Raw genomic sequence first — 14,857 nt, forward strand, 5'->3', positions numbered from 1 at the left:
CAATCTGAATGGTTCCTTGTCTTACTTTATTTTTTTAATTGAGATTCTTTTTGTCGATCAGAACTCCAAAACTCACCTAACACCTTATTCGTCTCCATGAAATTAACAAACGCTGAAGCATCTGCTTCTCTGACCGCTTGTTCAAGTTCATACATCTCGTAGCGAGTGATTACCACCATTAAAATAGAACGATCCATTCCTGAATAAGCTCCTTTTGCAGGAATAATGGTGATACCTCTGATTAACTTTTCGTGAATGACTTTTACTAAAGCATCTGGTTCATTGGTCACGATCATGGCCGTCACTTTTTGATGACTAGTATGAATCGTATCAATCACTTTAGTCATGACGTAAATCGATACCAATGTATACAGTGCATATTCCCATCCGTATAAGAAGCCGGCTGACGAAACAATCAGCAAATTCATGGCAAACGTTAAGGTTCCAATTGATCTCCCAGTTGTTTTAGCTAACACCATTGAGATAATATCCATTCCACCAGTTGAAAAACCGTATTTCAAAGCAAATCCAATTCCGGCTCCACTAATGATACCTCCAAATAAAGCATTCATCATTGGGTCTGTACTCAGCGGGTTAATGGGCAAGATAACTGTAAACATCGAAATCAAAATAGAGGTCAAAAAACTATATAATGTGAAATTTCTTCCTACTTTAAACCATCCAAGGATTGCAATTGGAATATTAAACACAAGGATCAAGACACCTGTATCAATGACAATTCCTGAATTGTTGCTAAGAACATCTGATAATAATTGCGAAGTTCCATTAATACCAGCAGCATAAATGTTAGAAGGTATTAAAAAATTATTTAATGCCACTGCACTTGTAATAGCTGCAAAGAAGATAAAAAAGATTTTTTTTGCGTGTTCGATCCAAAAATTTGGTGTTTTTAATTTTGTCATTTTGCAACTCCCTACTTACTTAATCAAACAAGGATAACAAGTTTTTCTTTATAAAGAAAGCAAAAAATAGTTTTATTCATTACGCTCTCATTTGTATCCGTTTCCTTCTCCTGCACACGTCTTTGTGGTACAATTTAAGAGCACAATGTAGAAGGAGGAAATAATTATGGCAAAAGAAGCAAGTTTTGATATCGTTTCAGAAATGAATATGGAAGAGATAAAAAATTCCATCCAGTTGGCAACAAAAGAAATCGCCAATCGTTTTGATTTTAAAGGTACCATTAGCGAGATCAAATTAGAAAAAGAAAAATTGGTTTTAATTTCAGATGATGATTTCAAATTAGAGCAAGTAAAAGACGTATTGTCTAACAAATTAGTTAAAAGAGGCGTTCCCACAAGAAATCTCCACTATTCTGCAACTGAAAAAGCTTTTGGTGGAAATGTTCGTCAATTCGCTGACTTAATTAATGGAATCGATAAAGAACACGCAAAAACGATTACTCAACTGATTAAAAAATCTGGTATTAAAGTTAAAACTCAAATACAAGACGATCAAATACGAGTAACCGGTAAAAATCGTGATGATCTACAACAAGTTATTGCTCTATTAAGAGATACAGATCTCCCAATTGATTTGCAATTTATCAATTACAGATAGTGCAACACCTTTTTAGTGAGTAAAATACAAAAGACCTTCAAATATGAACTTGAAGGTCTTTTTAGCGTTTTTTATTTAAAATTGTTCAACTGCTGTTACAGAAACTGTCTGGCTTCCTGCCAATAATTTAGATACAGGACAACGATTTTCAGCTTCTTCTACGATTTTTTCGCTTTCTTCAAAAGGTAGTCCCTCAATTTTTGCAAAAGCTTCTACATTAAAGAAAAATCCGATTCCACTAGGTTCACGCATATAGTCAACATGAACTTCAACGCGGCTTTCATTCTCTTTTCCTCTTGCTTTTAGCAAGGATTGAATCGTAGCATTAAGGCATGTACTAAACGATAATCCAAGTAATTCTTCAGGATTCGTACCTTCCTCATCACTTAAGGGACTGGACAGTTTAACATTCAGTCCGCCATTTTTTACAAATGCTTGACCATTCACGCCTGTTTCGTTAACTATCTCAGCATGAAATAACGGTTTGCGGTCTTTCATGAAATCCCTACTCTCTTTTCATGATAACGATTCTATTGAATCTATTTTTTCCCTACAGCTTCTTCTATTTTAGGAAGAATACTTTTAGCGATTGTTGATCCTACGATCATCATTTCATAAGCTGCTCTTACATCTTCTGTTGTCCGTGAAAGAAGTCTCATATAAATTTCCCCATCTCCAGCAAGACAAACACGATAGTAACCTGTTTTCATTTCATTTAATTCATTTAAAACTTCTAACACTTTTTGTTTTGCATCAAAGTTTGTTACATAAGCTAGTTTATGGTACACAATTTGAAAATCAATGATGCCTTCTTCTTTATTATCAAAAACAACCCCAAATGGCAAAGCTTGTTGATCATTCAGTTTAAATTTACCATTATACAAAATTTGTCCATTTTTTATTTCTTTTTTAGCTAAAGGCACATGCTTCGCCTTCAAGATGGCTTCAAAGTTTACTAATGCTTTATTCACTCTACTATACCCCACTTTTTTTAAGTTCTAATCGCTTTTTCATTTTCAATTATAACGTACTCTATTCATAATTAACAGCGTATTTAAGAAAACAAAAAAAGTTCTAACTCAAGAGAGTTAGAACTTAAAAAATTCATCTTAACGACGGATTTCTTTAATACGAGCTGCTTTACCGTGTAATGCACGTAAGTAGTACAATTTAGCACGACGTACTTTACCAAAGCGAACAACTTCGATTTGAGCAACACGTGGTGAGTGTAATGGGAATGTACGTTCAACGCCGATTCCATTAGAAATTTTACGAACTGTGTAAGTTTCGCTAACTCCAGCACCACGGCGTTTGATTACAACACCTTCAAATAATTGGATACGTTCTCTAGTACCCTCAACGATTTTAGCATGAACACGTACAGTATCTCCTGGACGGAAAGCTGGGATGTCTTCACGTAATTGTTCGTTAGTGATTGATTCAATTAAATTACTCATTATGTTTTTCTCCTTCCAACAAACCTTCATATATCACATATGGATACAGCGGAACATCGTTTTAATGGCAGGCTTTACCCGCTCACCAAATAATTCTAACATAAGCACTAAAGGGTGTAAAGTAAATTTCCTTATTTCTCAGAAAAAACTCTGATAAACTTGGTTTCTTTATTCTTTAGAAACTGCTTTTTCTATTTTTAGTTCTTCTAAATATTTTTGTTGTTCAGCTGATAATGAGACGTTTTCAAGCATATCTGGACGTCTTTCCATTGTACGTCTGATTGATTCTTTGTCTTGCCACTCTTTTATTTTTTTATGATTTCCGCTAATGATCACATCAGGAACTTTCATACCACGGTACTCAGCAGGTCTAGTATATTGAGGATGTTCCAATAATCCAGTGGAATGTGAGTCCGTTTTAGCTGATTGATCATTTCCTAAAACTTCTGGTAATAAGCGTACCGTCGCGTCGATCATCACCATAGCCCCTAGTTCTCCACCAGTTAAAACATAATCGCCTAGCGAAATTTCATCCGTTACCAATGTCCGAATTCGTTCATCATAACCTTCATAATGGCCACAAATAAATACTAGATGTTCTTCTTCTGATAGTTCTTCCGCTACCGTTTGAGTAAACGGAACACCCGCAGGATCTAGTAAGATCACTCGCTTTTTAGTATCAGGCGCCTGTTCATTGATTGCATCTATGGCAGCAAAAATAGGCTGCGCTTTTAATAACATTCCTGCACCGCCGCCATACGGATAATCATCTACATTCTGGTGCTTGTTATCTGTATAATCTCTAAAATTCATCACATTTACTTGTAGCAGGTCTTTATCAATTGCTTTTCCAATAATGGATTCGGTCAATGGTCCTTGAAACATTCGTGGAAACAATGTTAAAACATCAATTTTCATTAATCATCTAGCCCTTCCATCATATGAATCGTTACCATTTGGTTTTCTAGATCAACCTCTAATACGACCTCTTCAATATACGGAATCAAGAGATCTTTCTTTTTCGGACGTTCAATTACCCATACATCATTAGCACCTGGAGACATCACTTCGCTGATTTTACCAATGACACTTTTTTCTTCATCCTGTACAGTCAATCCAACTATTTGATGCAAATAGAATTCATTTTTTGGCAATTCTGTTAAACGGTCTTCGCTAACTTTCAATATGCCATCACGGTATTTTTCTACATCATTGATATTTGGGTGATTTTCAAAAGATAGGATATCAAAATTCTTGTGTTTACGATGGCTTGCAACAGTTAAATCCGTTACTAACTTACCATCTTGAAATAAGGATAACGTAGACCCTTTTTTGTATCTTTCTTCGGGAAAGTCAGTTTTTGAAATAACTCGAACTTCACCTTTTATCCCTTGTGTGTTAACAATTTTTCCTACATTGTACAATGTTTTCATTGCGTTCCCTCATTTACAATTAATTTTTTTCATTTAAGTATCTATTTAGCTGGATGTCTAATAAAATCATTTATAAAAAAAGAAACCATCTCTTATTGAAGAAATGATTTCTTTTCCGGAATTTAGCTATTGGCAATTGTCAATCTTACACGTTTGGGTCCAAGAACTCTAACACTGTAAACAATTGTACGAATAGCTTTTGCTACGCGACCTTTTTTTCCAATTACTCGTCCAACATCATCAGGGTGAACAGACAATTGATATTCTAAAAACTCTTCAGTTTCTACTACATCAATTGTCAACTCATCAGGATGACTTACAAGAGGACTTACAACTGTAAGAATTAAATCTTTTATGTCAGCCATAGAAAACATCCTTTTTATTTAATGTTTTTTGATTCATGGAATTTTTTCATAATGCCTTCTTTTGAAAGGATGTTACGAATTGTATCAGAAGGTTGAGCACCATTAGCTAACCATTTTAATACTGCTTCTTCGTCCACTTTTACTTCTGCTGGATTAACAACTGGGTTGTATGTTCCTACAGTTTCGATGAAACGTCCATCACGTGGAGAACGTGAATCTGCAACTACGATACGGTAAAAAGGATTTCTTTTAGATCCCATGCGTTTTAAACGAATTTTTACTGCCATATTTCTTACACCTCCATTAACTATCTCACAATAAGTAGTTTACCAGTTTATTTATAGCTTGTAAAGTGTTTTTTCTTTACAGCTTGTTTTTTTTTTATAAAGTAGTTATTTACTATTTCAAGATATTATTTGCGACTTTTTTTATTCTTTTTCTTCATTTTTTTCTTGTTTTTACGAACCATAGAATTCATAGCCATTTTTCCAAGCTTGCCTTTTGCACCTTGTCCAAATAGATTTTCCATACCGTTCATATTTCCTTTAGACATTTGACTCATCATTTTTTTCGATTCATTAAATTGCTTGATCAATCGATTGACTTCGGCTATTGGACGAGCTGATCCTCGAGCAATCCTGCGACGTCGGCTTTGAGATAAAAGATCAGGATTTTCTCTCTCTTGCGGTGTCATAGACAAAACAATAGCTTTCATTCGAGCAGTATCTTTTGGATCGATTTGAAGTTTATCTAATCCAGGAACATTGCTCATGCCTGGAATCATTTTTAAAATGTCTTCCATCGGCCCCATATTGCTGACTTGATCCATTTGTTCAATGAAATCATTGAAGTCAAAACTATTTTCACGTAATTTTGTCATCATTTCTTCTGATTTCTTTTCGTCAAAATCTTCTTGAGCCTTTTCAATCAGAGTTAGCATATCTCCCATACCTAAAATACGGTTAGCCATACGCTCTGGGTAGAATGGTTCTAAAGCATCTAGTTTTTCACCAGAACCTGTAAATTTGATAGGTTTACCAGTGACAGCACGGATAGAAAGGGCTGCTCCTCCACGAGTATCTCCATCTAATTTCGTTAAGATGACACCGGTGATATCTAATTGTTCATTAAAAGATGAAGCAACATTTGCAGCTTCTTGACCAGTCATTGCATCAACAACTAAGAAAATTTCTGTTGGCTGTGTTGTTTCTTTAATATCGCTTAACTCTTGCATCAATGTTTCATCAATTTGTAAACGACCAGCAGTATCGATCAACACGAAATCTAAGTGTTCTGCTTTTGCTTTTTCGATTCCTTGTCTTGCAATTTCAACTGGACTGACTTGATCTCCCATAGAGAATACAGGAACGTCTAATTGCTTACCAATGGTTTCTAATTGTTGAATGGCTGCTGGACGATAAATATCGGCAGCAATCAATAAAGGGCGTTTGTTTTGATTTTTGCGTAAATAGCTAGCTAATTTACCAGCTGTAGTCGTTTTACCTGCTCCTTGCAAACCAACCATCATAACAACTGTAGGTGCTTTAGGTGCTGTTTGAATCGTGGCTTGTTCTCCACCCATCAACTCGGTCAATTCTTCATTAACAATTTTAATTACTTGTTGTCCAGGAGAAAGGCTGTCCAATACTTCAGAACCTACTGCACGAACACTCACCGTTTTAACAAAATCTTTTACAACTTTAAAGTTAACGTCAGCTTCTAATAAGGCTAAACGTACTTCTCTCATCATTTCTTTTACATCAGCTTCTGATACTTTCCCTTTGCGACGCATTTTTGTCATCGCATTTTGGAGACGTTCAGTTAAACCTTCAAATGCCATTCTACTTCACCATTCCTTTATTTCTCATCTCTGTCTTTTTTTAATAACTCAATAAACTGTTCTAATACCTCATCTTTTGGATAATGACTTTTGATGTAACTTGACATATCCTCTATGACGGCCTTTGTTGTATTGAAATCTTCCAATAAATGTAGCTTTTTTTCATACTCAATTAAGCTGTTTTCAGTTCGCCTGATGTTATCATAAATTGCTTGACGACTAACTTCAAATTCTTCTGCAATCTCACCCAGAGAAAAATCGTCTGCATAATATAATTGCATATAACTTTTTTGTTTATCAGTCAATAAAGAGCCATAGAAATCGAACAAGGCGTTCATTTGATTTGTTTTTTCAATTTCCAATCGTAACCCTTCTTTCTCTGCTTAACAACTGTCAAGGAAAACACGTTTACACACCTTAATAGCGTACCTGTTTTTGCCTAAATAATCAATAGTTTGTCTTGTTTTTACAAACATTTCTTTAATCCATTTAGTCATTTTCACTGTTTTTAAATACTATTTTATAAGGTCATTGCATAATGCACAAAAAGAACCCCTTTAACGGCAAGACAATCACTGTCCGTTAAAGGAGTTCTTCACTAGTTTAATTACTTAAAAAGCATATTAAAGCTTACCATTACGGTATTCTTCAATATTTGATTTAATGTTTGCTACTTTTGGTCCATAAATGACTTGAGCACTAGTGCCTTTGACAACAACTCCAGCTGCACCAGTTGATTTTAATTTAGCTTGATCAACTAATTGACCATCTTTAACAGTAACTCTTAAGCGTGTTGCACAATTGTCAACATCGATTAAATTTTCTTCTCCGCCAAGTCCTTCAATAATATCTGCAGACATTTCATCAGCAGGATTAGAAGGTTTAACAGGAGATGCAGATGCGTTACTTGTTGAGCTAGCTAAATATTCATCTATATTTGATTTAATATTTGAAACTTTTGGTCCATAAATAACTTGGGCACTATTTCCTTTTACAACGACTCCAGCTGCACCAGTTGATTTTAACTTAGCTTGATCAACCAACTGACCATCTTTGATCGTTACTCTTAAGCGTGTTGCACAATTGTCAACATCGACTAAATTTGCTTTTCCACCCAGTCCTTCTATAATATCATGTGACATTTCATCTTGAACGGGTTCATTAGATGTAGTTCCGCCAGCTTTTTTAGCTTGGTAATCTGCTTTTGTATACATTTTTGTTTCAGCTACTTCATCTTCGCGACCTGGTGTTTTCAAATCGAATTTTGTAATAAAGAAACGGAAAACAAAATAGTAAACTAGCGCATAAACAATTCCTACTAAGACAACTGGTATCCAGTTGGTTATTCCTTGTCCTGGTAAGATACCATACAATACAAAGTCAAGTAAGCCACCTGAGAAAGTTAACCCTACTCCAACATTCAAGAAGTGCATAATTACAAATGAGAATGCAGCTAATACACAATGTACTCCGAAGTATAAGAAAGGTGAAGCAAATAAGAATGAAAATTCAAGCGGTTCTGTGATTCCTGTAAAAATTGACGTTAGTGAAGAAGACATCATAAGTCCCTTAACGTCTTTTTTTCGTTCTGGTTTAGCCGTTTGGTACATTGCAAAAGCTGCTGCTGGGAATCCGAAAATCATGAACGGAAATAATCCAGAGAAGAATTTTGCTGCTTCAGGATCAACAACTTGTCCATTAGATAATTGTGAGAAGACGATGTTTTGAGCTCCTTCAACAATTGTTCCATTAATTTCAGCTGTTCCTCCAAGTGCTGTCTGCCAGAAAGGAAGATAAAACACATGATGTAAACCTAATGGAATCAATGCACGATAAATAAAACCGTACAAGAATGTTCCAATGTACCCAAGTTCAGCTACAACTGAACCTAACCATGCAATACCTGCACCAGCATATGGCCAGACAAATGCAAGAATCATCCCTACGATTACAGCTGCAAATGCTGATACGATTGGTATGAAACGCGTTCCAGAAAAGAACGATAAAGCGTCTGGTAATTCAATTTTATAAAAGCGATTGTGCAAGGCAGCAACGATCAATCCCATAATGATTCCGCCAAATACACCTGTATTCATTGTTGCATCAAAACTAAGTACCGAAGCAATTAATCCCGGTGTTTGTTGCAATTTTTCTATATTTCCAAAGTTCGTTATGGTACTTGTTAAAGATGCATACATCATAAAGTACGCTACAACAGCTGATAAAGCCGCAACCTCTTTAGCAGCTTTAGCCATTCCTAAAGCAACCCCAACTGCAAAGAGCAGTGGTAAATTATCAAACACGATCGTACCACAATCTTTTAATACTGTTAAAATACCGTATAAAACAGTACCTTCCCCTAGTAACCACTCTAAGTCATATAGACTTACAAATGAATCTCCAGTAAAAGATGACCCTATTCCTAATAGCAAACCTGCTACTGGAAGCAATGCAATAGGCAGCATAAAGGTTTTACCCATTTTTTGCAGCCCTTCAAAAATTTTATCTTTCACTTTTTTTCCTCCTTAAAATCTAAAATAAGTGCTTGTATGAATGTAAAATAACAGCATACTTTGCAATACTATCATATTGGTGAACCAGTTTCAAAATGTAAACGCACACACGTTCGAGAAAAAAAGAGCAACCTTTTAATTTTACTTAAAAGGCTGCTCTATAAAAATTTTATTAAATCGAATTTTGAATTAATTCGCTGAATAATCCATAAATGTATTCATTTGGATCAAATAGCTGCAAGTCATCCATACTTTCACCTAATCCAACAAATTTCACAGGAATATCCAACTCTTTACGAATAGCTAAAACAATTCCACCTTTTGCTGTACCATCTAATTTAGTTAACACGATTCCAGTTACATTGGTCGTTTGTTTAAACTGTTTGGCTTGGTTCATCGCATTTTGTCCAGTTGTGGCATCTAATACAAGTAATACCTCATGTGGACCACCTGGTATTTCACGTTCTATAATACGTTTCATTTTTTCTAACTCATTCATAAGGTTTACTTTATTTTGTAAACGTCCAGCTGTATCTACGAATAAAATATCCGCTTGTTGCTGTTTAGCTTCTTTAATCGCATCAAACACTACAGCTGCTGGATCTCCGCCAGCTTTACCACTGACTACTTCTACGCCAACACGCTCACCCCAAACATGCAATTGTTCTATCGCACCAGCTCTGAAAGTATCGCCAGCTGCTAAGAGTACTTTTTTTCCTTCTTGTTGGTAAAGATGCGCCATCTTGCCAATTGTTGTAGTTTTCCCTACACCGTTTACGCCAACCATCAGAATCACCGTTAAACCATCAGGATTGATAAGAACTTCAGGTTTTTCAGTGTTCCCTTTTTCATAAATTTCAACCATTTTTTCAATAATAACTTGTTGAACCTCATTTGAAGCTTTTGCATTTTTCAATTTTACTTCTTGGCGTAAAGCGTCTGTGATTTCCATTGTCGCTTCAAAACCAACATCTGCCCCAATTAAAACTTCCTCAAGTTCATCAAAGAAGTCTTCATCGACTGTTCTAAAATTAGCAAACAATTCATTCATGCGTTGAGAAAATGTTTTCCTCGTTTTCTCAAGACCTTTTTCATACTTTTCGGTTACTTCTGTGGTTTCAACTTTCTCTTCACCTGTAAAAGCTTTTTTGATTTTGTCGAATAATCCCATTATACACCCTCTTTTCTTGGCAATGTTACTGTTTAATTGAGCACGAATTTTTGAATGGCATGTGCCACACCATGTTCTTCATTTGTTTTAGTAATATACTGAGCCATGGATTTGATGTCATCCGTAGCATTTCCCATGGCTACTCCCATACCTGCATATTCAATCATTGCTGCATCGTTAGCTTCATCCCCTAATGCCATTACCTCTGATGCTTCAAAACCTAGTAAATCAGCTAAAACAGCTATTCCACTCCCTTTATCTACACCCTTAGGCATTAGTTCTAATAATATTGGACGAGATTTCATTATCGTATATTTTTTATAAAAATGAACTGGGATGTTTTTGATTGCTTCATCTAAATCAGTTTGAGTGTAACAAAACACTGTCTTATTGATGGCAATATCTTCTGGTACTTCTTCCATTGCTATTGGAACATATGATAATGCTGACATGACTGTTGGATAGAGCGAGTCTCTCCCTTTAGGGTATGGCGGCTCATAAATTTTTTCTAAATCAATGAAGTTACAAGGGAGATTGATCTGTTTGCTTAGTTCAAAAATTTCTTCTGTTTCAGCTTTTGTTAATGTTGTCTTAGATAATACTTCACCAGTATCTGTACGTTGTACTAGACCACCGTTGTAAGTAATACCATAATCTCCAGCTTCTCTTAAATTTAACTCTTCTAAATAGGCGATCATTCCTAACAAAGGACGGCCGGTACAAAGGACTACTTTTACGCCTTGTTCTTTTGCTTGTTTTATTGCTTCTTTATTTTCATCTGATATGCCATGTTTTCCATTCAATAATGTACCATCCAAATCAATTGCAACTAATTTAATCATGCTTTAACTCCAATCTCTTTAATAACTACTTTAAAAGGGAAAAAAAGATCGACACTAATCGACCTTTCCTCCTCTATCGTTTCTAGGTTATTCCTACATGTGCTTCTGTTAATTCTTCTAAACGAACAGATACAACTTTAGAAACACCAGATTCTTGCATGGTTATGCCATAAAGAACATTAGCTTCTTCCATTGTTCCTTTACGGTGAGTAATGACGATAAATTGAGTATCTCCATCAAAACGCTTTAAATATCGTCCAAATCGGATGACGTTAGCCTCATCTAGGGCGGCTTCAACTTCATCTAAAATACAGAACGGTACTGGCCGGACTTGTATAATTGAAAACATTAGAGCAATTGCTGTAAATGCTCGTTCCCCTCCAGACAAGAGACTTAACTGCTGTAGCTTTTTACCAGGAGGCTGAGCGATGATCTCAATACCGGTCGTTAACAAGTTTTTAGGATCTGTTAACCGTAATTCAGCTGATCCTCCGCCAAACATCTGCGGGAAAACTTCGGAAAATTTCAGTCGAATATCTTCAAACACTTCAGAAAAGCGAAGCTTCACTTCTTCATCCATTTCATTCATCGTGGTATACAAACTAACTTTTGCTTCTATCAAATCTTCACGTTGATCCACAAGGAAAGAATACCGTTCATTCACACGTTCAAATTCTTCGATAGCACCAAGATTAACAGAACCCAACTCTTCAATACTTTGTTTCAGAAGTTTCACTTTACGTGTCGCTTCTTCTAAAGAGACCTCAAGCAAATGGCTTTCTTTAGCCGCTTCAAAAGTCATACTGTACTCTTCATTTAAATAAGTTAAGCGATTTTCAATTGCAACATCTGTACGATTCATTGAAACTTCAGCTTTTGCCTTTTCTTCTAACAGATAATGTTTTTGATTATTCGTTAATGTCGTTAATTGTTCAATTTCATTCAATTGCTCTTCAATAAGCACTTTTTCTTTTTTTATTTTTGATAATTGATTTTCTAGCGTCTGTTTTGTCGCTGATAATTGCGCTAACTGGTCGCTTAATTCTTTTTTAGTCATCTGATGTGTACCATCAGAATGCGTCATTTGTTCCATTCGGCTAATGATGGTCGTAATGTCTTTCTGTTGATCATCTAATTGACTAGAGACCGCTTTTTGTTCTTTTTTCAAACTAAGCAATTGCTCTTTTAAAGCAGCCAATCTCGTTCTTAGTTGTTGTTGCTTTTCATTAACCAATGTATGATTTTTTTCACGCTCTTCATTTTGAGAAGAAGCTAGTAAAATCTGATGATTGATGTGCTCCATTTCTTTTTTGACCGTTTGCAAAGATTCCGTTAACTCCGTTTTTTTCAACTCATAGGATTCTACTTCTTCTTTTGCTTCATTGTATTCATATTGGACAGCTTTTAACTCTCTTGTTAACCGGATTTGTTTTTCTTCCAATGTTTCCGCTTGGTTTTTTAGTTCTTGTTCTTTCAAGCGTTGTTTTTCTCCAAGTTCACGTAATTCGTTTAAGTTTGCCTCTTCTATTTTTATTTCTTGTTTCATTGTGCGAACTTCTATTTCTTTTTCCGTCAAAGTTGTTTCCATTTGAGCGATTTGCTTAGTTAAATTTGTTAATTCATTTTTCCTAGCAAATAAACTCCCCTGATTACCAGACTTGCTCGCTCCACCAGTCATTGAACCCCCGGCATTCATCACATCGCCTTCAAGAGTTACTACACGGTACTTAAATTGAATTTCACGTGCAATGGTATTAGCAGAGGACAAATCTTTGGCAACAATGGTTGTTCCCAATAAATTTTGCATAACTGTTGCAATAGCTTCAGGATAAGCAATCAATTTACTTGCAATTCCTAAGAAACCATCACAACTGCTAGCCTTATTTTCTACAGACGTTGGTAGATAACGAGCTTTTATTGTAGTTAAAGGTAAGAATGTTGCTCGGCCAATACGTTTTTGTTTTAAATATTGAATACCTTTACGTCCGCTTTGCTCATCTTGAACGATAATGTTTTGGCTAGCTGCACCGAGTGCAATATCAATAGCTAACTCAGCTTGTTTGGGTACTTCAATCAATTCAGCAACAGCTCCGATGATCCCACCGATGTCTTTTTTGCGCTTCAGAACTTCTTTTACCCCTTGATAAAAACCAGCATAATCTTCATTTAATTCTTTCAAACTTTCTTTTTTTGCTTTTGCCTGCTGCACAACTTTTAAAGCGTCATACATACGCGTCTCGTTCGCTTCTAATTCTTGTCGTTTAGTTTGAATGCTCGCTTGTTTCTCTTGATAAAACAACAATTTCTGAGCAATCTCTTGTTGTGTAGTCGTTAATTCTTCAGCAATATGTGTGAAATCTTCCGTAATTTTTCCAATTGTTTGTTCAAGTTCCCTGACTGATGCGGTTGATTTCAAGTTCTTTTGTGCCATTTGATAAGAGCTTCGCTCAAGATAGGTTTGCTCATTGCGCAAACTGGTTTGTTTTTGCATTAAATCAACATATTCATCTCGCAAACTCTCAATCGTCTCTTTTGAATTTCCAGAAAGAGACAAGGCTTCTTTTTCAACAGCTATAAGTTCTGACTTTAATTGTCGTTCTTGTTTTGTTTTCTCGGCAAGGTTTTCATCGATCCCTTTTAATTGTTGCTCTAATTGAATCACTCTCTGGTTTGCTTGCTCTTTAGTAGCTTCAAGTTGCTGCAGATTTTCAGTGGTGTATTTATTGCGTTCAGATAAAACATTGTTTTGACCATCAGTCTGTTCAAATAATCGAATGGTTTCAACCAATTTTTGCTGAGTTTTTTCAATTTCATCAGTCAATTCAGCTTTTTGTTTCCGTTTGTGTTTCAATTGCGTTTCACAATCCGATAAACTTAGTTGCTTTTCAACTAATTGTTTCTCAAACGAACTCATTTCATGTTTGCTTTCATCCCAATTTACTTTCAAACGTTCAATTTCAACAACCGTTAAAGCAATGTCCATTTCGGTCAATTGTTCCTTATAAGATAAAAAGTCTTTCGCTATACTGCTTTGTTCTCTCAAAGGTTCAACTTGCCCTTCCAGTTCATAGACAATATCTTGGACACGATTTAAATTTTCTTCGGTTTCAGTTAATTTTTGTTCGGCTTTTTTCTTACGTGTTTTGTATTTTAGTACACCGGCTGCTTCTTCAAAAATTGCTCTTCTTTCTTCTGGCTTACTGTTGAAAATACTTTCAACTTTCCCTTGAGAAATAATCGAAAAAGATTCTTTTCCCAATCCCGAATCCATAAAAAGGTCAACAATATCTTTCAAACGACAAGCTTGTTTATTCAAATAGAATTCACTCTCACCGTTTCGATGCAATCGTCTCGTAATGCTTATTTCGCTAAATTCTAAAGGCAAAAAATAATCTTCATTTTCTAGTATCAACGTAACTTCAGCTAAGTTGACTGGTTTTCTTGTATCAGATCCTGAAAAAATAACATCGTTCATTCTTCCACCACGTAGGTTCTTTGCTGATTGTTCCCCTAAAACCCAACGAATGGCTTCTGTTATATTACTTTTCCCACTTCCGTTAGGACCTACTACAGCTGTCACGCCATCATGAAACTCAATTGTTGTTTTATCCGCAAATGATTTGAAACCAGCGATGTCTATTCTTTTTAATTGCAC

The 14,857-nt window shown here is 35.5% G+C and carries 15 protein-coding genes; 1 reads left to right on the forward strand and 14 read right to left on the reverse strand.

Translation table 11 applies throughout. The features are described from left to right. Positions 1–26: 26 nt before the first annotated feature. Positions 27–923: a YitT family protein gene (locus tag ABS916_RS01130; protein WP_350450168.1), complete on the reverse strand. Its 897-nt coding sequence runs from the start codon at positions 921–923 to the stop codon at positions 27–29. Positions 924–1,089: 166 nt separating this feature from the next. Between ABS916_RS01130 and ABS916_RS01135 the strand changes: the two genes are divergently transcribed. Next, a complete protein-coding gene (locus ABS916_RS01135) occupies positions 1,090–1,581 on the forward strand; it encodes a YajQ family cyclic di-GMP-binding protein (protein ID WP_350450169.1) in 492 nt (163 codons plus the stop codon). 75 nt (positions 1,582–1,656) lie between these two features. Here ABS916_RS01135 and ABS916_RS01140 read toward each other — a convergent pair whose 3' ends face one another. From ABS916_RS01140 to smc, 13 genes are all read right to left on the reverse strand, one after another. After that, complete coding sequence (locus ABS916_RS01140; RefSeq protein ID WP_089974836.1) at positions 1,657–2,079, reverse strand: OsmC family protein; 423 nt, start codon at positions 2,077–2,079, stop codon at positions 1,657–1,659. 41 nt (positions 2,080–2,120) lie between these two features. Then, positions 2,121–2,552: a hypothetical protein gene (locus ABS916_RS01145; protein WP_035022582.1), complete on the reverse strand. Its 432-nt coding sequence runs from the start codon at positions 2,550–2,552 to the stop codon at positions 2,121–2,123. A 138-nt stretch (positions 2,553–2,690) separates the two neighbouring features. Beyond that, the gene (gene rplS, locus ABS916_RS01150) at positions 2,691–3,038 is read right to left on the reverse strand and encodes a 50S ribosomal protein L19 (RefSeq protein WP_013710634.1); all 348 of its coding nucleotides are present in this window, start codon (positions 3,036–3,038) and stop codon (positions 2,691–2,693) included. 168 nt (positions 3,039–3,206) lie between these two features. After that, positions 3,207–3,956: a tRNA (guanosine(37)-N1)-methyltransferase TrmD gene (gene trmD / locus ABS916_RS01155; protein ID WP_350450170.1), complete on the reverse strand. Its 750-nt coding sequence runs from the start codon at positions 3,954–3,956 to the stop codon at positions 3,207–3,209. Then, positions 3,956–4,471, reverse strand: coding sequence for a ribosome maturation factor RimM (gene rimM, locus ABS916_RS01160; RefSeq protein WP_035022576.1), 516 nt, complete (start codon positions 4,469–4,471; stop codon positions 3,956–3,958). The genes trmD and rimM overlap by 1 nt, the downstream gene beginning before the upstream one ends. A 122-nt stretch (positions 4,472–4,593) precedes the next feature. Further along, on the reverse strand, positions 4,594–4,836 hold the full coding sequence (gene khpA / locus ABS916_RS01165) for an RNA-binding protein KhpA (RefSeq protein ID WP_035022574.1): 243 nt from the start codon (positions 4,834–4,836) through the stop codon (positions 4,594–4,596). A gap of 14 nt (positions 4,837–4,850) precedes the next feature. Then, a complete protein-coding gene (rpsP, locus tag ABS916_RS01170) occupies positions 4,851–5,123 on the reverse strand; it encodes a 30S ribosomal protein S16 (RefSeq protein WP_013710630.1) in 273 nt (90 codons plus the stop codon). Positions 5,124–5,248: 125 nt separating this feature from the next. After that, positions 5,249–6,676, reverse strand: coding sequence for a signal recognition particle protein (ffh, locus tag ABS916_RS01175; protein ID WP_350450171.1), 1,428 nt, complete (start codon positions 6,674–6,676; stop codon positions 5,249–5,251). A gap of 17 nt (positions 6,677–6,693) precedes the next feature. Next, positions 6,694–7,038 carry a putative DNA-binding protein gene (locus ABS916_RS01180; RefSeq protein WP_089974827.1) on the reverse strand — a complete coding sequence of 115 codons (345 nt, stop codon included), beginning with the start codon at positions 7,036–7,038 and terminating at the stop codon, positions 6,694–6,696. Between the two features lie 261 nt (positions 7,039–7,299). Further along, a complete protein-coding gene (locus tag ABS916_RS01185; protein WP_350450172.1) occupies positions 7,300–9,189 on the reverse strand; it encodes a PTS transporter subunit EIIC in 1,890 nt (629 codons plus the stop codon). A 172-nt stretch (positions 9,190–9,361) separates the two neighbouring features. Beyond that, on the reverse strand, positions 9,362–10,360 hold the full coding sequence (gene ftsY / locus ABS916_RS01190; protein WP_350450173.1) for a signal recognition particle-docking protein FtsY: 999 nt from the start codon (positions 10,358–10,360) through the stop codon (positions 9,362–9,364). Between the two features lie 32 nt (positions 10,361–10,392). Beyond that, complete coding sequence (locus ABS916_RS01195; RefSeq protein ID WP_350450174.1) at positions 10,393–11,202, reverse strand: Cof-type HAD-IIB family hydrolase; 810 nt, start codon at positions 11,200–11,202, stop codon at positions 10,393–10,395. A gap of 82 nt (positions 11,203–11,284) precedes the next feature. Then, positions 11,285–14,857 carry a chromosome segregation protein SMC gene (smc, locus tag ABS916_RS01200; protein ID WP_350450175.1) on the reverse strand — a complete coding sequence of 1,191 codons (3,573 nt, stop codon included), beginning with the start codon at positions 14,855–14,857 and terminating at the stop codon, positions 11,285–11,287.

Origin of the sequence: Carnobacterium sp., from assembly GCF_040274945.1 — a bacterium.
GTDB lineage: Bacteria > Bacillota > Bacilli > Lactobacillales > Carnobacteriaceae > Carnobacterium_B.